Annotated in this window: 15 protein-coding genes; 13 read left to right on the top strand and 2 right to left on the bottom strand. The window is 47.3% G+C overall.

Annotated elements, in window-relative coordinates; translation table 11 throughout:
* Positions 1-4 precede the first annotated feature (4 nt).
* Positions 5-1,192: a mannose-6-phosphate isomerase, class I gene (gene manA / locus ZX61_RS16850; protein WP_049845765.1), complete on the top strand. Its 1,188-nt coding sequence runs from the start codon at positions 5-7 to the stop codon at positions 1,190-1,192.
* A gap of 37 nt (positions 1,193-1,229) precedes the next feature.
* Here the strand turns inward: manA and ZX61_RS16845 are convergent, their stop codons facing one another.
* Positions 1,230-1,724: a peptidylprolyl isomerase gene (locus ZX61_RS16845; protein WP_049845764.1), complete on the bottom strand. Its 495-nt coding sequence runs from the start codon at positions 1,722-1,724 to the stop codon at positions 1,230-1,232.
* 195 nt (positions 1,725-1,919) lie between these two features.
* On the opposite strand from ZX61_RS16845, the gene ZX61_RS16840 reads away from it, so the two are divergent.
* Genes ZX61_RS16840 through ZX61_RS16820 form a run of 5 tightly spaced genes read left to right on the top strand, consistent with a single transcriptional unit; the run spans position 1,920 to position 9,650 of the window.
* The gene (locus ZX61_RS16840; protein ID WP_049845763.1) at positions 1,920-3,311 is read left to right on the top strand and encodes a TolC family protein; all 1,392 of its coding nucleotides are present in this window, start codon (positions 1,920-1,922) and stop codon (positions 3,309-3,311) included.
* Positions 3,308-4,492, top strand: coding sequence for an efflux RND transporter periplasmic adaptor subunit (locus tag ZX61_RS16835; protein ID WP_049845762.1), 1,185 nt, complete (start codon positions 3,308-3,310; stop codon positions 4,490-4,492). Before ZX61_RS16840 ends, ZX61_RS16835 begins: the two co-directional genes overlap by 4 nt.
* A gap of 1 nt (position 4,493) precedes the next feature.
* The gene (locus tag ZX61_RS16830) at positions 4,494-7,655 is read left to right on the top strand and encodes an efflux RND transporter permease subunit (RefSeq protein WP_049845761.1); all 3,162 of its coding nucleotides are present in this window, start codon (positions 4,494-4,496) and stop codon (positions 7,653-7,655) included.
* 40 nt (positions 7,656-7,695) lie between these two features.
* Complete coding sequence (locus tag ZX61_RS16825) at positions 7,696-8,379, top strand: response regulator transcription factor (RefSeq protein ID WP_049845760.1); 684 nt, start codon at positions 7,696-7,698, stop codon at positions 8,377-8,379.
* Positions 8,376-9,650, top strand: coding sequence for a sensor histidine kinase (locus tag ZX61_RS16820; protein ID WP_049845759.1), 1,275 nt, complete (start codon positions 8,376-8,378; stop codon positions 9,648-9,650). Before ZX61_RS16825 ends, ZX61_RS16820 begins: the two co-directional genes overlap by 4 nt.
* A gap of 55 nt (positions 9,651-9,705) precedes the next feature.
* Here the strand turns inward: ZX61_RS16820 and ZX61_RS16815 are convergent, their stop codons facing one another.
* Positions 9,706-10,581 carry a LysR family transcriptional regulator gene (locus ZX61_RS16815; protein WP_049845758.1) on the bottom strand — a complete coding sequence of 292 codons (876 nt, stop codon included), beginning with the start codon at positions 10,579-10,581 and terminating at the stop codon, positions 9,706-9,708.
* A gap of 155 nt (positions 10,582-10,736) precedes the next feature.
* Here ZX61_RS16815 and ZX61_RS16810 point away from each other — a divergent pair, with 155 nt between their 5' ends.
* The 7 genes from ZX61_RS16810 (at position 10,737) to ZX61_RS16780 (ending at position 19,337) form a co-directional block, all read left to right on the top strand.
* Positions 10,737-11,135, top strand: coding sequence for a RidA family protein (locus ZX61_RS16810; RefSeq protein WP_049845757.1), 399 nt, complete (start codon positions 10,737-10,739; stop codon positions 11,133-11,135).
* A 74-nt stretch (positions 11,136-11,209) separates the two neighbouring features.
* Complete coding sequence (locus ZX61_RS16805; RefSeq protein ID WP_049845756.1) at positions 11,210-12,670, top strand: aldehyde dehydrogenase family protein; 1,461 nt, start codon at positions 11,210-11,212, stop codon at positions 12,668-12,670.
* Positions 12,671-12,740: 70 nt separating this feature from the next.
* Complete coding sequence (locus ZX61_RS16800; protein ID WP_049845755.1) at positions 12,741-13,736, top strand: membrane dipeptidase; 996 nt, start codon at positions 12,741-12,743, stop codon at positions 13,734-13,736.
* A gap of 103 nt (positions 13,737-13,839) precedes the next feature.
* A complete protein-coding gene (locus ZX61_RS16795) occupies positions 13,840-15,444 on the top strand; it encodes a BCCT family transporter (RefSeq protein WP_049845754.1) in 1,605 nt (534 codons plus the stop codon).
* Between the two features lie 95 nt (positions 15,445-15,539).
* Complete coding sequence (locus tag ZX61_RS16790; protein WP_049845753.1) at positions 15,540-17,276, top strand: hypothetical protein; 1,737 nt, start codon at positions 15,540-15,542, stop codon at positions 17,274-17,276.
* On the top strand, positions 17,273-18,004 hold the full coding sequence (locus tag ZX61_RS16785; protein WP_049845752.1) for a DUF3726 domain-containing protein: 732 nt from the start codon (positions 17,273-17,275) through the stop codon (positions 18,002-18,004). Before ZX61_RS16790 ends, ZX61_RS16785 begins: the two co-directional genes overlap by 4 nt.
* A 166-nt stretch (positions 18,005-18,170) precedes the next feature.
* Positions 18,171-19,337 carry a nucleotide sugar dehydrogenase gene (locus ZX61_RS16780; protein WP_049845751.1) on the top strand — a complete coding sequence of 389 codons (1,167 nt, stop codon included), beginning with the start codon at positions 18,171-18,173 and terminating at the stop codon, positions 19,335-19,337.

The following is a 19,337-nucleotide window of genomic DNA, read 5'->3' as shown; positions in this document are numbered from 1 at the left end:
CGTTATGTCTGTTTTTAAACTGGATAACGTTATTCAAAACTACGCGTGGGGCAGTAAAGAGTCGATTTCTAAAATGTTTGGAATCGATAACTCGGACTGCCAACCGCAAGCGGAGATTTGGATGGGCGCACACCCCAATGGATGTTCGCGTGTCGCAGCGACGGGAGAGCTGCTTTCTGAAGTGATTGCCCAAGACAGCAAGAGTATATTTGGGGACTACACTGCGATGCGTTTTGGTGAGCTGCCATATCTATTTAAGGTGCTTGCGGCAGAAGCGCCGTTATCGATTCAGGTTCATCCCAGTAAACACAAAGCGGAAGCAGGATTCACTCGTGAAAATGAACAGGGGATTGCACTTAACGCTGCCCATCGTAATTACAAGGACCCGAACCACAAGCCTGAGCTGGTGTATGCGTTAACCTTTTACAAAGCGATGAATGGCTTTCGGCCTATTAGTCAGATCATCGATCTGTTTCAACAGGCGGCTATTGCAAGCTTAGATGCTGAGGTGAGCGCGCTTGAAGCGAGGCCAAACAGCGATGGCTTACGTGAGTTTTTCACTGCCATAATGTCTTTGGGTGAACAGAGAAAAACCAGCGCTTTAAAGCAGCTTGATCAAGCTTTGATTCGTGGTCCTAAGACAGCCTTAATGCGTGAAGTGTTTGAGTATGTGGCGGAGTTTAACAAGCACTATCCGGGTGATATTGGATTGTTCTCTCCGCTGTTTCTTAACACGATTGAATTAGCGCCGGGTGAGGCTATGTTCCTTCACGCTGAAACGCCGCATGCCTATGTTCAAGGCACTGGGCTAGAGATCATGGCCAACTCAGACAATGTGCTGCGTGCAGGCTTAACACCCAAGCATATTGATGTGGATGAGTTAATTGATAACACCTTGTTTGTCTCTACCAATCCGGAGCAAATCAAGCTGGCACCGATCTACAAAGAAGGAAAGTTGAGTTACCCAATTCCAGTCGATGACTTTGGTTTTGATATCTTGACTGCCAATGACGCGATCAAGCGTCAATACCTTCGTAGTGCTGAGATTCTGTTCTGTGTTGAGGGGGATGTTCAGGTTGAAGTGAATCAGCAATTGTTGCGACTAAAACCAGGAGAATCAGTGTTTATTAGCAATGACTCGGGTATGTACAGTTACCAAGGCAACGGTACTCTAGCACGCGCCTACAATTAAGGTTATAAAATCCCCAAGTTTCAGCTTGGGGATTTTTTTACTCAGAGACAGTCACTTTGTTGATCTTAATTGTATCTAAAGGCACGTCATCGTGGCCTTTCTTACTGCCAGTCATTGCTTTACTTATGTTGTTTACCACATCCATCCCTGCGGTAACTTTACCAAACACAGCATAGCCCCAGCCTTGGTTGGTCTTAGCGGTGTGATCAAGAAAGTCATTGTCGTCTAGATTGATAAAAAACTGCGCTGTAGCAGAGTGCGGGGCGTCAGTGCGAGCGAAAGCGATGGTTCCCGTTTTATTCTTTAAGCCGCGGTTTGCTTCGTTGGCGATAGGTGCATGTGTTTCTTTCTCAGTCATGTCTTCGATATGACCGCCACCTTGAATCATAAAACCGTCAATCACACGGTGAAAAATCGTGCCTTCATAAAATCCTTCTTGGCAGTAACGTAAAAAATTCTTAGAACTGACAGGAGCTTTCTCCATGTTTAGTTCAATTTCAATATCGCCATAAGTGGTTGATAAAATAATCATTGTTATTACTCAGTTGGAAAGAAACCGCACAATTATAGCAAGGTTCGCTTATAGAGAATATTAATCAGTTTCAACCAGGTGTATTCCCAAGAAGCGTGCCATTAACTCAAGGTTTCAACTTTTCCTTGAAGCCTTAACCGAGCCTTAACCCCCGTGTTTGTTACTTTTCTTGCACAATAGTGGGAGAAGACAACAATGACATTGCGATATTCCATCCTTGCTCTGATGCTGGCTGGTGTTATGGGCTGTGCGACAGGGACCGATGCCAATTATGCCGGACAAGCGCAACTGAATAGCACTCAGTCGATAGAGCAGCTGCTCGAACAAGTGGTAGCAGATAGACAACTCGATGCAGCAGTTGACGAAGCCGAGCAGGCGACTCTGCTAACCGATTTAATTCAAATACCTGAACTAGAGAAGTACCTTGATGCCGCTTTCGCGCATAGCCCAAGCCTGCAACAAAGTGTTATTGCGTTAAAAATTGCTTATGCGCAGCAGGGCGTGACCGTTGCTGACCAGTTACCGACGGCTAATGCGAGCTTTAAAGGTCAATCCAAACAAGATGCAGATGACAGTTATACAGGAGAAGTGACAGTAAGCTGGGAACTAGATCTGTGGCAGAAACTCGCAGATAGTAGCGAGGCTGCACGAAAAGATGTCGCGGCCTCTCAGGCAAGCCTGCAGTCCGCGAAAGATCTATTAGCCGCTAATATCATGCGTGGTTGGTTGGAAATCAGCGTTAACCAGCAATTACTTGATATAGAGCAGAGAAGGCTTGGTGTGCAGCAAAACAATGAAGTGCTGGTGTTAGAACGGTATCAGGTGGGGTTAGGCAGTCTGGAAGATTTAGATAATGCCAAAACCAGTACCGCGTCTAGCCGCTCTACAGTGGCGAAGTATCAGGAAAACCTTGCACAAAGCAAACGTAGCCTTCAATTACTTACCGGCCAGTGGCAATCCGAGTTGCAGCAGCTAGAGGTAGCCATGACATTTCCAGAAGTCGTGAACCCTCTTGATTCTCTTGCTCTGCAGAACATGGCTGGTCGCCCTGACTTGCAGCAAGCCTTCTACAATATCGAGGCTGAAGCCCTTCGCACCGATGCGGCTTACAAAGCTATGCTGCCGTCTTTTAGTTTGACAGCAAGCCTGACTGATATTGCGCAGTCACCAAGTGAAGCTTTGTTGACTAACCCATTATGGAGTTTGCTCGGGCAACTATCGGCACCACTTTTCCAGGGGGGAAAGCTCAAATCTCAGGCTGAAATTGCTCAATTCACCACAGAGAAAAACTATTGGACTTATCAGGAAACTCTACTGAAGGCGATCAATGAAGTTGAGAACGCAGTGGGGCAAGAGTATTCGCTCGAAAAGCAGCAGTTGCACCTCAATCAGGCATTCACAAGCTCGAAGCGTAGCTTTGTCAGTTACGAAGAGAAGTATCGTACAGGCTTGGTCGACATCTTTGATTTACTGACCGTTCAGCAGCAGACCTACAACACAGAAGCACAGCTAGTTGAAGCCACCTATCAACGTCTATTAAACCGAATTGATTTAGGCCTAGCTCTGGGCCTAGGAGTACCATCATGAAGAAAAATGCCATCCCCTTAGCGGTTACGCTTGCCGCTGCAGGAAGTATCTTCGCAGCTATTGGCTACATCGGTAGTCACATGGCGCAAGCGAGCGAGAGCAGTCCATCTGAACAGCAATTGACTGACGTTGCGCCGCTACCATCCATAGAGGAAAGTCTAAAACTTCAGCAAGTTGCGGTGCAGACAACAAGTAGTGGCAGCTATCAGGCCGAGGTTGTCGGTTATGGCGAAACCCGTTCTCGATATCAACTCAACTACGCCAGTGAAGTCAGTGGTCGAGTGGCAACATTGTCGGGTGCGTTTGAGACAGGCAAAGTGGTGACCAAAGGTGCGATATTGGCAAAGCTGGATGATACTGGGTATCAACAGGCGTTGGCTCAAGCCAAATCTGACGTAGCGACGGCTGAGCTTGAGCTTTTAGAAGAACAGCGTGAGGGAGAGCAGGCGAAATCAGAGTGGCAGCGTTCAGGTCTAAGTGGAGAGCCGAACTCACCATTGGTGCTCAGAGAGCCTCAACTCGCCAGTGCCGAAGCTAAATTGGCTAATGCAAGACAGGCATTAAAGAGCGCAGAGAAAGACCTAAAAGATACAGTGATACGCGCTCCATTTACCGCGATTGTCGTGAGCAGAGATGTCCAGCCGGGAAGTTATCTGAGCGCTGGTGGCGCTGTTGCCACCTTGTACAGTGTGGAACGAGTTGAAGTGGAAGTACCGCTTTCGGAGCAACAGTGGGGGAATTTGCCGACCTCAAATGACATCAGTGACTGGCAGGTGACGCTGACTGATAGTAGTGGTGCACATCAATGGCTTGGTAAGGTTGATAGGTCGTTCCAGCATGTGACTCAGGAAACTCGCCAGCGTTCTCTGGTAGTTGTAGTCGATAACCCTCTTGAAGCGGGCACCCCCCTTTATCCGGGCACCTTCGTTAAAGCGACATTAAGTGGTGCAGAAAAGAACGAGCTGTGGGAAGTGCCAGCATCAGCGATTTCCCAACAAAGTGAAATCTGGACAGTAGATGAGCAAGGTCTGCTGCAAAAGTCGAACGTCAGCAAACAGTTTGGCCGTGATGGCAAAGTGTATGTAACTCCAATTTCGGCTGAAGAAGCGGCTTTGGTGGTGCTGAGACCACTGAGTAACTTCAAGCCAGGTATGAAAGTGACGCCAAGTGAGGAAGGGTAATATGGAGCAACAACCAAGTACTCCCAAGGGTATGATCGCTTGGTTCGCACAGAATCCGGTTGCGGCAAACCTACTTATGCTAGGAGTTATTATCGTCGGTCTGCTTTCGGTGAACTCACTGCGTAAGGAAGCCTTCCCAAGTATGGAACCGGACATCGTGACTGTGTCTGTTAACTATGATAGTGGTGACCCTATTCAAGCAGAAGAGGGGATATCGATAAAGATTGAAGAGGCTTTGGAGACGGTCGCGGGTATTAAGCGTATTACCTCTACTTCAAGTGCCTCTGGTAGCCATGTCTCAATCGAGAAAGAGACCAGCTACAGTCTCGATGCTTTGCTGACTGACGTGAAAACGAAAGTGGACGCCATCAACAACCTGCCGACAGAAGCTGACAACCCAGTGATTGATAAGGCTCGAATGCAAGATCACGCTTTATGGGTTCAACTTTATGGTGATGCTGATCGAGGTACACTGCAAGATTTGGCACAACAACTCAAAGCAGATTTGCTCGCAGAAAGTGCCATTCGCGATCTGGAAATTAAAGCTGAAGTTGATCCTATGATTTCTGTCGAGGTCAACGAAAGTCGCTTACAAGCGTATGGCCTGACACTGACCGACGTGTCAGATGCGATCAATGCGGAATCGTCTACCAGTATTTCAACCAGTTTGCGCAATGACGAGAAGACGGTACGACTAAAGGTGTCTGAGCAGGCCTACGAAATCGAAGACTTTAAAGCGATTCCGGTTGTGACCAATGCTGATGGAAGTCAAATCACACTGGGCGATATAGCACGTGTAACGGATACATTTGAGGAAGATACGTTCAGCCTGTCTCGTTATAACCAAAGTAATGCAATGGGCATCCAGATCGTGATGGATGAGTACAGCGATGTAGTGCAAATTGTGGACCAGGCTAAAAAGGTCGTTGAGCAGTGGCGAAGCGGCAATTTGTTACCTGAAAACATCAGCATTGAAACTTGGTATGACAAGAGCACTCTGATCAAAGACCGACTGTCATTGCTGGCTAAGAATGCTCTCACCGGTATTGCTTTGGTCTTTATTGTACTGGCGCTGTTTCTGAATATTCGTGTGGCGTTTTGGGTTGCGGCGAGCTTACCGTTCGTATTCTTCGGCACCTTGTTCTTTATGACAGACTCCTTTACGGGTTTAACCATCAATGAGATGACCACCTTTGGTTTTATCATGGCTTTGGGAATAGTCGTCGATGATGCAGTTGTGGTGGGGGAAAGTATTTATTCAACCCGGCGAGCTCAGGGGGATACTCTCAACAATACGATCTCCGGGACATTGAAAGTTGCTGCGCCGACTGTTTTCGGCGTGCTGACGACGGTTGTCGCATTTCTTTCTATTGCCGCGGTTGATGGAAAAATGGGCCAAATATATGCTCAATTTGCGACTGTAGTGACTATCTGTTTGTTGCTTTCCTTAGTGGAGTCAAAATTTATTCTTCCGTCACACCTTGCTCATATCAACACGCATAGGAGTGAAAAGAAGGGCATTTGGAACCGAATTCAGCAAGGTGCGGACAGCGGATTGGAGTGGTTTAACCACAAGGTTTACAAACAGGTAATTAAGCTGGCGTTAAAGTTCCGCTATGCGGTAGTTATGGGGTTTGTAGCGCTGTTTATTCTGGTGATTGGTATGCCGATAACAGGGGCGGTAAGAATCGCGTTCTTCCCTGATATCGCTGGTGATACTGTAAGCGCTGAAATCAGTATGTACAATGATACTAGCTTTGGTCAGACTCAAAAAAATCTTCTTGAACTGGAAGCCAATGCTGTGAAGGCCGATCAGCAACTGAAGGGAGAAGCTGAATCCAGTGGTCAGAATACGTCGTATATTTCCAGTGTTCAGGTGATTGCCGATGAAGATCGTACAGGTACCGTACAGGTAGAGCTGTCTTCCGATGCCAGTTACAGCTCTGGGGAGTTTGCTGACTTATGGTTGCAGATGTCTGGAGAAATGGAAGGCATGAAGAAGCTTAAAGTGCTCTCTTCAAAGGAAATGGTGGATAACTTTAAAGTGGAACTGAAAGCTAGTGACGATACCATTCTCACGCAAGCAGGCAATATCTTTAAACAGACTCTGGAAAACACACCTGGTGTAAGTGGTATTGATGACAACCTAGATCTTGGGGAGCCTCAGTATCGCTTTGAACTGACAGAGCAGGGACGTGCATTAGGCATGAATACCTCTAGCCTCGCGAAGCAGGTACTGCAATCCTTCGGTGGTGATATTGTCCAGCGTTACCAGCGCGGGAAGGATGAAGTTAAAGTTCGTGTCCGTTATCCAGAAGGTGACCGTCAAACGTTGGCTGACATTCAGCAATCGAGTGTTCGTACTCCTGAAGGCAGAGTTGTGCCTATGCTGTCGGTTGCTAATGTCTATTCGGACTATCAGCAAGCAGAAATAACACGTATAGATAATCTTCGTGCGGTATATCTAACCGCAGTGGTCGATAAAGATGTGGTGTCTTCGAATGAACTGGTTGCTCAGTTAGAAAAAACATTTGTACCCATGCTTAAGGCGGATTATCCGACATTGAAAATCGACTTTACTGGTGAAGCGGAACAGCAGCAGGAATCAACGGAGTCTATGGAATCAACGTTCCGTATAGCTCTGGTGGTGATCTTTGCTTTATTGGCGATTCCACTCAAGTCGTACGCTCAGCCACTGATTATTATGGTTGCGATTCCGTTTGGTATTGTAGGAGCAATCTTGGGTCACTGGTGGAATGATCTGACTATTAGTATTTTGTCGTTGAATGGTATTCTCGCTTTAAGCGGTGTCGTTGTAAATGACAGCCTGCTATTGGTATCAAGGTTTAATGAACTGACGCGAAATCATAAAATTCCAGTGGCTGACGCGATTGTCCAGTCATGCAGCAGTCGACTAAGAGCCGTATTACTGACTTCAGTGACTACATTTGCTGGTTTGGCACCATTGCTTAGTGAAACATCGATGCAGGCTCAATTCCTGATTCCTGCGGCAGCAGCATTGGGTTACGGTATTTTGTTTGCCACCATGATCACGTTGGTCCTTACCCCATCACTGTTAATGATCCAATGTGACATTAACAATGGCGTGAACAATATAAAGACAACAATATTTGGCGAGAAAAAACTCGCTCAGAGTTTATAGCGTCTAAGTTAATAGTAGTTTCATAGAGTAAGAGGTAGTCATGGGTAATTTGCAGTTGTTACTGGTTGAAGATGATCTGGATTTGGCAAAGGCGATAGTAGACTACCTCGCCCTAGAAGACATTCAATGTGACCATGCTTCAAATGGGCTGTCAGGCCTTAGTTTCGCCGAGCAAGGACGATATGACGCAGTGATTCTTGATCTTAATCTGCCTAAAATGAATGGCCTGGAAGTATGCGCGAAACTACGAGAGCAGGGTGTTGATGTACCTGTTCTTATGCTAACGGCAAAAGATACTCTAGATGACAAGTTAACGGGGTTTTCGAAAGGAGCCGATGATTATTTAGTGAAACCATTTGCTATGGAAGAGCTGATCATTCGTGCTCAGGTATTATCCCGTCGACGTAGCGGACAGGTAAGTAAGCTTTGTGTTGCGGATCTGGAAGTTAATTTACAAACCCAGACCGTAACCCGGGCGAATACACCGCTAAAGCTCTCTCCCATCGGCTTCAAGCTACTTGAAACTTTAGTTCGAGCGAGTCCCAATACGGTTTCCCGTGAAAAACTGATGCAGTGCGTTTGGGGGGATGAACAGCCAGATAGTAACAGCCTAAAGGTTCACATGTTTAATCTTAGGAAGGCGGTGGACAACAGCTTCGAGACAAAACTGATCCAGACGATAGCTGGTCGTGGCTTTGCCTTGAAAAAAGAGTCTTTCCAATGAAAATTAGGCGTAGCTTGAGGCTCTATTTTTTGTTTGCCATGTTGCTGACCGGAACTTTGACCATTCTGGCTATGTCTGGTGTCGCTGTGAGTTATTTCTTCTCGGGGCTGGACTTGGCAATGAACGGATTCATGCGAACCCAAGCCTATCAAATCCAACTGGTGGATGACAATCCGGTGAAATTCAATGACCTCACCGTTGCCAGACATTGGCAAGACTTACCACAACCAATTCAAGATAACCTAAACCCAGATGATTTGGTCATTAATGAAGTACTCAAAAAAATAGTTGGCATCCCTTTAATTGAACCGCCTAAAGCGGGCTACTTTGCAATGAAAATGGAACATCATGGAGACGTGCGTTATGCCTCAATGCTGCTAGTCAATAATGAGTTTTCCCCCGGTGAAATGCCCCAGTTTGTCTACATCATTTTTACCGCATTGACTGCCATTGCCGCATTTTCTCTGATAATTGTCGCTTTTATTCGCAGTGTATCGACACCTGTCGAAGAACTTAAAGGTTGGGCCAAATCGCTAGACAACGAAAAACTTAGTCAGCCCATTCCGGAATTTGATTACAGTGAACTGAATACATTGGCTGAAATCATTAAATCTAGCTTGAGCTCTGTACAGGAGGGGCTGGAGCGAGAGCAGCGCTTTTTGGGCTATGCCAGCCATGAATTGAGGACACCGATTGCGGTTACCCGAACTAACGCGGAGCTTCTGAGAAAAATGATTGTCAGACGGCTAGAGCAGGAAAAGCAGCTTGAAGTATTGGAGCGAATTGAGCGAGCCGGGTATACCATGACAGACCTGACCGAAACGTTGCTTTGGCTAAATCGGCAAGATGATAAAACGCTGCCATTTGATGATCTGGTTATTGGTGAACTCATTGTTCAGATTGATCATGAACTGGAATATTTGCTACAAGGAAAAGAGGTTAGTGTCAGTATCAATGTTGATGAAGCTATGTTCTCGTTACCACATGGACTTTGTCGAATCATCATTACTAATCTGATCCGCAATGCGTTTCAACATACCTATCAAGGTGAAGTTACCATTGAGCAATCTGGCACTCGAGTGATTATCACAAACCACAATATATCGCCCGGAGACATAAAAGATGAGCTTGGTTTCGGGTTAGGGCTGGAATTAACTGAAAGATTGATCAAGCAGTATGGTTGGTATTATGAGAATCGCGTGATGGACTCAGGTTACCGGGTTGAACTTGTCCTTACTGAGCGCGACTCAGCACCGGATAAATTGCGATAAGTTGGATCATGAGCCCCTCAGCCGTGACCTAGGATAAAGCTTAGCGTCTATTTAACTAGTAGTTTAAATACTCAATACACAAATCATGAAAAGCTTTGGCTTGCGGCGAGATGGTGCGATCACTCAGGGTGAAGATACCAATCTGTCTTTCCAGTGGTGGATCGATAAGAGGAATCCACACTAAGCGGGTTTCATTGGTTGGAAAGGCCAGTTTAGGCAGAGTCGTTACACCTATCCCAAGTTCCAATACAGAGAACAGTGAGGTAATGTTTTCTACCGAATAGAGCGCTTGTTGGCTCAAAGCACGCGCAGGAGTTGGGTCGAGTAGGGTACAGGTTCCGTTGCGAATGAACGGCTGCTCCAGTAGGGTTTGCCATGCGATGCCTTCTGGCTGTTGAGCGATAGGGTTGTCGTGTAAACAGACCACGCCAATTGGGTCAGACAGTAGTGGGGTAAAGTTAATCCCGCCTTCATCAAGGTGGGAAGGATTACCTAGCGCCAGATCTACTTCACCAGATAACAGGCGTTCTTCTACGCCAGCCGCGTTGTCGTCAATTAGGCTCACTTCCACATTCGGGTACTGCTCGCAAAACGCACCTAGCACACTTGGGATAAGTTTCGCCGCTACAGAGGGGACACTGGCAATTCTTACTCTGCCTTGTTGACCTGCCGCTGCGGCACGTAAGTCATTGTCGAGTGCATTGTAGATATTGAGAAACTGAATGATCTTAGGTAAACATATTTCGCCGAATGGCGTTAATTTGGCTTTGTTTCCCGGTTCAAATAATACTTGCCCGAGTATCTTTTCCAGCTCTTTTATTGATGTGGATAATGCTGCCTGAGAGCGATTGGCGCGATGAGACGCAGCGCGAAAACCGCCTTCTTCGACCACCATCACAAAATGCTTTAATTGTTGAAGCTTGATACTCATCTGACCACCTTTTCAATCCCTTAGTATGTCTGATGTTATAGAAAGTGATAAATAAAACTTATCGAATGTAAAAAATTTACCGTTAGATTTATCACCTGTCAATGGGCATGATTTAACTATCTTGAAACAAAGTTGTTACAAAGGTTGAAAGGCACGTGAATACTCAAACGAAAAAACACCCAGTAAAAACCGCTCTGTTTGCCTCTAAGGCTCCCCTCGAATGGGCGATTGTTAACAACGGAACCCTATACACGGCGCAGATCCCTATCGATGACACTGGTGCGGTGGTCGAGGGCGGCATTGAAGCGCAAGCTCGACAGACATTTAACAATCTCGTGCATACCCTAGAGTGCGCAGGTGAGTCGCTTGATTCGGTGCTGCAGGTACTTATCTACGTGACTGATCGCGAATACCTCAAAACCGTTAATCAGGTCTATGCCGAGTATTTTGAAGCTCCTTATCCAAATCGCGCTGCCATGGTAGTTGCGGGTTTAGCACGCGAAGAAATGCTGGTGGAGTTTGTGGTGTACGCGTCGGCAAGTCAGCCAGAGTAACTGTCTAAGGGCAACAGACCCTAATCATTGAAACTGATTGATCTCGTCAGTCAAACAAGAACAAGGAAAGAGCAATGACTTTTATTAACAATGTTCAAGCAGAAAAGGCCCTTTATATTGGCGGCGAATGGCAAGCAGGCGTCGATACCGTAGCCAACATCAACCCGTCGGACATCAATGAAAATCTGGGCAATTTTGCTCAAGCGAGTCAGGCTCAAGTCGAGCAAGCGATTCAAGTTGCCAAGCACGCGCAGCCCGAGTGGGAAAACACGCCAATGGAGCGCAAGCAAGCGGTGCTTCAAGCGATTGGTGATGAGCTGATTGAGCGCTGCGATGAGCTAGGCAGACTGCTTTCACGTGAAGAAGGTAAACCCTTTGCTGAAGGACGCGGAGAAATCTACCGCGCAGGTCAGTTCTTTCAATATTTTGCGGCGGAAGTGCTGCGCCAAATTGGTGATAACGCTGCCTCTGTCCGTCCAGGCGTCTCCGTTGAAGTAACTCGCGAAGCGGTTGGCGTTATTGCCATTATCTCTCCTTGGAACTTCCCGACGGCAACGGCGGCGTGGAAGATTGCTCCGGCGCTCGCGTTTGGTAACAGTGTGGTTTGGAAACCTGCCAATCTAACACCAGCAAGTGCTGTGGCGCTGACAGAAATCATTCATCGTCAAGGTCTGCCAGCAGGCACGTTCAACCTAGTGCTCGGCAGTGGCTCACAGGTGGGCAACACCTTAATTAACTCGAAAGAGGTCAATGGAGTGAGCTTTACCGGCTCTGTGGACACGGGACGTAAAGTAGCCGCCGCAACGGCACCAAACTTTGTACGCTGCCAACTAGAAATGGGCAGTAAAAATGCCTTGGTGGTTGCCGATGATGCAGACATTCAAATCGCAGTAGAAGCGACCATTGCGGGCTCTTTCTCTGGAGCCGGACAGAAATGTACCGCTTCATCTCGTCTTGTGGTTATGGATGGGATTCATGATGCCTACGTTGAAGCGCTTATCAAACGCATGAGCGAGCTGAAAGTGGGTCATGCACTGGATGAAGGTATCTTCATGGGGCCAGTTGTAGACGCTAATCAGCTTGAAGCAAACTTCGAGTGGATTGAAAAGGCGCGTCAAAGTGGTGCTGAGCTGGCCTTTGGTGGCGAGCGCCTTAACTTAGCGCACGACGGTTACTACATGTCGCCAACCTTATTCCTCAACACCCAAAACAGTTGGGAAGTTAACCAAGAAGAAGTGTTTGCACCGATGGCGAGTGTGATTCGAGTGGGAGATCTTGATGAAGCCATCGCCGTTACCAACGATACTCGTTTTGGTTTGACGGGCGGCATTATAACTCAAAGCCTGCGTACTAGCGCCATCTTCAAGCAGCAAGCTCAGACCGGTTGTGTGATGGTGAACCTACCGACCGCAGGCACCGACTACCACGTACCGTTTGGTGGCCGCAAAGAGTCTAGCTTTGGCCCGCGCGAACAAGGTCAATACGCGAAAGAATTCTACACCGTGGTGAAAACCGCTTACCAACGCCCTTATTAGGCTCTGACCGTGGGAGGCAGAACATTATCTGCTTCCCAATTAAAGGCGATTCAACGTTTAAGGAGTGGTTATGTACCAACAACGGATTGTGATAGATGGATTGCAATACTGCAATTGGGATCGTGAATATTTCCAAACCCTTAAGGCGAGTGGCATCACTGCTGTTCATGCCACTATCGTCTATCACGAAAATGCACGTGAGACCCTAACTCGCTTTGCCGAATGGAACCTTCGCTTCGAGCAAAACGCAGACCTCATCATGCCGATTTATTCCATGGCAGATGTGGAAAAGGCGAAACAGCAGGGCAAAGTCGGCGTCTTCTTCGGCGCTCAGAATTGCTCGCCTATTGATGATGAGATTGGCCTGATAGAAGTAATGCGCCGCCAAGGTTTGCTAATCATGCAACTGACATATAACAACCAGAGCTTATTGGCGACAGGTTGCTATGAGCAGAATGACTCAGGCGTTACTCGCTTTGGCAAACAAGCGATCGAAGAGATGAATCGCGTTGGTATGATCATCGACATGTCTCACAGTGCAGAGCGCTCAACGCTAGAAGCCATCGACCTCTCTTCAAGACCAATCTGCATTAGCCACGCTAACCCGACGTTTGCTCATGATGCACTGCGAAACAAATCCAACACCGTGCTCAAAGCACTTACACAACGTGGCGGCTTACTTGGTTTTAGTTTGTACCCCTTCCATTTGCCAAATGGCAGCCAGTGCACGTTGGATGATTTTTGCCAAATGGTGGCGAAAACGGCTGATCTGTTTGGTGTTGACCACTTGGGTATTGGCAGTGATTTGTGCCTTAACCAACCACAGCAAGTTCTGGAGTGGATGCGCAATGGTCGCTGGTCGAAAGCGATGGATTACGGCGAAGGCTCGGCCAGTAACTCAGGTTGGCCAGATGCGCTGCCTTGGTTTAGTGGCAGTAAGGGGATGGAGAACATCTACAACGGATTAATGCGCCATGGATTCAGTGAATCTGAGGCGGGACAAATACTGGGTGATAACTGGTTTAATTTCCTCAAACAAGGACTCGAGCCTATTTCAGAGCAGTAACCCAAACAAGGAACAGCCTGCCAACACAACAATAATAAGGCAGGTGTTAATTTAACTTTTGCTGCCAGTCGTCGGCTGCCGCAAAACAGTCTGGAGTCAGAGTATGTCTGATTTAACCAATAGCATGAAAGCGAACCCTATGAACGTGTCATCGGGTAAGCCACAAGCAAAACACAACACTACGCCTGCCACCGAAAACTCTCCAGATAAGCTGGGTTTGAGTAACCCAGCCTTTTGGTACAGTGGCGGTTTTATCGCACTTTTCGTTGCACTCGCGCTCTATGATGGTGAGCTGCTATCAAGCCTTGTCAACGCTGGATTTGGCTGGTCAGTGCAGGTCTTTGGACCATATTGGCAAATACTGCTTCTTCTCACCTTTCTTATTGGTCTTGGTCTCGCTGCAGGGCGAACAGGCAAGGTGATTCTTGGTGGTTCGGCCAAACCGGAGATGGATGGCTTTCGCTGGATGGCGATCATCTTCTGTACTCTGCTTGCTGGTGGTGGCGTATTCTGGGCAGCGGCAGAGCCTATCGCTCATTACGTGAGCCCACCACCATTATATGGCGCGCAGGAAAATCCACAGCAAGGCGCGGTCAATGCACTATCGCAATCTTTCATGCACTGGGGATTCCTCGCGTGGGCAATTGTTGGCAGCTTAACGTCAATCGTTGTCATGCACCTGCATTACGACAAAGGCTTACCTCTAAAGCCACGCATTTTGCTTTACCCTGTGATCGGTGAGCGTGCCCTCAAAGGCCATACTGGTGCATTGATTGATGCGTGTTGTATTATCGCTGTGGCGGCTGGCACCATTGGGCCAATTGGCTTCCTCGGCCTACAGGTTAGCTACGCGTTAAATGCGCTGTTTGATATTCCTGATGGCTTTACCACGCAACTTATTATCATTCTGTTTGCGATTGCTCTGTATACCCTATCTGCATTGAGTGGCCTTAATCGTGGCATGCAAATGCTCAGTCGCTACAACGTGATTCTAGCGATTGCCTTAATGATCTACATCCTACTGTTTGGGCCAACAGACTTTATCTTCAATGGTTACATTCAAGGTGTCGGTAGCATGCTTGATAACTTCATCCCAATGGCGACCTACCGCGGAGATGAAGGTTGGTTGAGCTGGTGGACGGTGTTCTTCTGGGGCTGGTTCCTAGGCTATGGTCCAATGATGGCGATCTTCATTGCTCGAATCTCACGTGGACGCAGCATTCGCCAGATCATTTCTACAATTAGCATCATTGCGCCACTGACGACCTGTTTTTGGTTCACCATTGTTGGTGGTTCAGGTCTGGCGTTTGAAATTGCAGAACCGGGCAGTGTGAGTAAAGCGTTTGAAGGCTTCAACTTACCAGGTGCATTGCTTGCCGTTACACAGCAACTGCCTCTGCCAATGCTCGTCTCGATTCTGTTCCTCATCTTGACCACGATTTTCATTGTTACGACAGGTGACTCGATGACTTACACCATTAGTGTCGTGATCAGTGGTGAAACGGAGCCTAACGCTATCGTTCGTACTTTCTGGGGCGTTGCGATGGGGGTCACTGCGCTGATACTCATCTCACTGGGCTCCGGAGGTATTTCAGCACTGCAATCTTTCATTGTTATTACGGCGGTGCCTGTCTCTCTAATACTGCTGCCTTCGCTGTGGAATGCCCCTCAGATCGCAATGAAAATGGCCAAGGAGCAAGGGCTTTAATTTATTAATCCGATACCGATGAGTTTGCGTAGGCTGTACCCTACGCCCGCGCAAACTCCTATTATTCTTACAATAAAAAATAGGTGGTGAGCAAAATGGATGCACATCGTTCTAATTACACTGAAACCCAGCTGCGCAATGCAGCCCTCGTCATGGCTCCGGAAAGGCTAGGCGCTATGCACCAAAATCGAATCAGCTTTGTGAGAAGTTTGATTCGTAAAATGGCGACACAAAACTGGCGTGTAACCAAGCATGAGTGGCAATTATGTCCGCAGGGCTATGGTCATGTTATTTACCAACTGGCGACTCCGACACAAACTTATCACTTAGTCGTCTTTTGCGATGAGATTGCCGATGTAGAGCGTAATGATCGTGTCATTGCGGAAAAGTGGGATGTCACATTCGCTTTGGTTCATGGCGATGTTGATGTTGAACTGTTAGAGCAGTTGCGTGCCAATGTACCCCTGCAAGAAGCAGGACGAAACCCTAACAAGGTGCTTGTGTTGGCGCGTGCAAATAAGAGCGTGCGAGTATTTGAGCATATTGTCGGCGCTTTAGCCAAAGGTCAGCAGCCACACCCTGACGAGTTGGCAGAGGTTGGCTACATACTGCGCACTACGGCGGTGTATGGCAATGGTAAATTTGGCATTGCCGATTTTAAGCTGCTTGAAACGAATCCTGATTTTAATCAGTCCTTTAGCGCGCAAATGTGTGCCGTGTACATGCTGCGTGAGTTTAGCCTAGATTGGGTGCATTATCTTGCAGAGCAGAAAGGTGGCGACAAGGCTGTCTTGCTACACAAAGGCTTGCAGCGCTATTTAGGAGTAGGTAACGCAACGGGCTTAGGTATGGCGCCTTATCTAATCAATCATCCGTGCATCGTTAATCAGTGGATGACGTCAAGAGAGCGCGCGATTGGGCAAGTATTGGCGTTGCCGTGTGACAGCCAGATGCATGATCAATTGCGAGATTTATTGGTTAAGGCCAAGTGCCATTTAGAACAAGTCATCACCATTAACGAACAGCAAGATAGTTTAAATCAACTGGCTATCACCGACATTGCCCAGCTTATAGAGCAGCTACCGCAAGTTATCGCGTCGCATTCGCACTGGTGTGATGTTGTTAAGCAGGCTGAAAGCATGAGTTTGGAAGCCCAAGAAATCCTTACCTCTTGCCTGCTTGAGCTCTATCCGAGTGTGGTTGATCAGTTTGAAAACCAAATGAACACCAGCGAAGCACTATCGATTCCGAGTGGTAAAACCGTCCAACAGCTGCGCCAGTTGCTCAGCGACAAATACCAGTGGGCTGTCGAAGCAGACTACTCGCTGGCAGAAAACAAATACTGGTTCTGGTATCGCTCTCAAGACAAAGAAGAGCCAAGACTCGGTGTCCGCGGTGAAGAAGCGGGTGAAGATCGTGAACTGCCACTCGATATTGGTCGTCAGGCCAATCAGTTGTTCCATGCGCTGGATGACTACTCTGCTGAAACGAGCGTGGCGGAGTTTCTGCTCCAGTGCCCTCAATATCGTGCTATCACCCGACGGGTCTGGACTTTAGGTAATCGCGCTATGGGTGACATCCAGATGAACGTATTACGTCAAGATGCGCTACCAATGCACCTGCTACGCTGCAAGTTGGCAATCTTCGGCGCTACTAAATTTGATCCGCGTTCTGATCGCTGGGTTCGCGTGACTTTCTTCCAAGGTGCACCATTGTTAGATGAAGTATGTGACCCAGAGTATGGCGACACATGGATTTTCCCAACCATGCCAAGTAGCCAAGAGATTACCAGCGCGGAGACACAAAAGATCAAAGGAGGATTGGCATCATGATCGTTTCACACAATGAATTGGTTGCCGCGGTGAACAAGGCGTTTTTGGGTATGCGTCGTCATTGTGGTGAAGCGGATGTCATCGCCAACATGGTGGCGGATTTGCAAATGGTGGGGCTTAGTGGCGTGAGGCATTTTAACAATGCCAGTCAGTATCTCAGCCTAGATTCAGATTGTGCCGTATCAATTTCTAATCAAAGCGAATCGAGTTTCGAGGTTGATTTTCATAACAGCAGTATCGCGTGTCAGTTGCCTGCGGTACTCGATTTTGCCTTAGAGAAAATGGTGGATAACAAAGCCATCACGATCACACTAAAACAATGTCATAACCGTTGGTTAGCCTACAGTGAGCTGGTTCGCTTGGCGGCAAAAGGTATCGCCTGTCGTGCGCAATGGGTCAATGGCAGTAGCCCGCAACGCGTCTTGTATGTGCTAAATCGAGGCCGCGTAGCGCCTGAGGTGTTCTTTTCCGATACCTATGTTGACGGCAGCGATGATGTTCACTCGATGACGATTGAACTTTCGGTCAGCGACTTTGATGTTAACCAAAGTGCGAAAGGTTACTCTATCCATGTTGACAGTGCAGAGTTAAGCCGCGCCCAACAAACATCATGGCAAGAGGGTATCTTTGTTGAGGATGATGAGTGGGAGACGCTCAAACAAGCGGCCACGGTGTTCTTGGTTGAAAACAGTGCCCGTTCGATTCACGGAGCTGGTGAGCTGGTCTAACAGCCTGCCCATTGTTTAAATACTACATGAAACAGCCTCGAATGAGGCTGTTTGTTTTTATATTGCGTTAGTTGGTACGGAAGTTTAGCTATACTCTAGTCAGGCTAGGTAATAACAAGAACTCTTTTCTAATCCTCATCAATTATATTTATTCTGTAGGTAGAATATGAAAATTGCAGTGGTAGGAATCGGTTATGTTGGTCTAGCCAATGCTATTTTGTTAGCACAGCACAACGATGTGACATTACTAGATATCGACAAGGGAAAAGTTGCCAAGATTAATCAGCGGATCTCCCCCATCGATGACAGTGACATCCAGCATTACCTTACCAGTCATACACTAAACTTAATGGCGACGACGGAAGAGCATATTGCTTATTGCGAAGCTCAGTTTATCGTCATCGCTACCCCGACGGATTACGACACAGAATCGCGTTCATTCAACACCGCCATTGTTGAAGCTGTCATGCAACGTGCGATTAGCATAAATCCTGCCGCAACCATCGTCATTAAGAGTACTGTACCGGTGAATTTTACTCACCAAGCCCGTAAGCGCTATCAGCATAGCAATATTCTTTTTTCGCCAGAGTTCCTTAGGGAAGGTAGAGCATTGTATGACTGCTTATTTCCAGCTCGGATTATTGTTGGGGGGCAGAATGAAAGTGCGAAGGTTTTCGGGGCTTTGCTTCAACAAGGTGCGAAAACGCCGAACCCGCCTCTCATCTATACTCACTCTTGTGAGGCCGAATCAATAAAGCTGTTTGCCAATACGTTTTTAGCCATGCGCGTTGCGTTTTTTAATGAACTTGATACTTATGCAGAGCTTAACCACTTGATCAGCAAAGATATTATTGAAGGCGTTTGTTACGATCCTCGGATCGGTCAGCACTACAATAATCCCTCTTTCGGCTATGGTGGTTATTGTTTACCGAAAGATACCAAACAGCTTTCCTCTAACTTTGAAAATATCCCAAATCGAATGATCTGCGGCATTGTGGAGTCTAATTCAATCCGTAAAGATCATATTGCCCAAGTGATATTAGCGCGAGAGCCAGAAGTGGTTGGTGTGTATCGGTTAGTGATGAAATCCGGGTCGGATAACTTCCGCTCCTCGTCGATCATTGGTGTGGTCGACAGGCTTCAAGCCCGAGGTGTTCGTGTCGTTATCTATGAGCCAACTTATCCAGACTCGGTCTATCACCAATGCGAAGTTATCCATCAGCTCGATGAATTTAAGCAAGTTTCGAGCGTGATTCTAGCCAACCGACTAACTGATGAGCTATTAGATGTCTCGAATAAAATTTATTCACGAGACATCTATGGTACTGATTGA

It is taken from the genome of Vibrio sp. VPAP30, assembly GCF_001188205.1.
GTDB classification, from domain to species: domain Bacteria; phylum Pseudomonadota; class Gammaproteobacteria; order Enterobacterales; family Vibrionaceae; genus Vibrio; species Vibrio bivalvicida.
The sequence above is the reverse complement of the archived record's forward strand: the minus strand, read 5'-3'. Positions and strand labels throughout refer to the sequence as shown.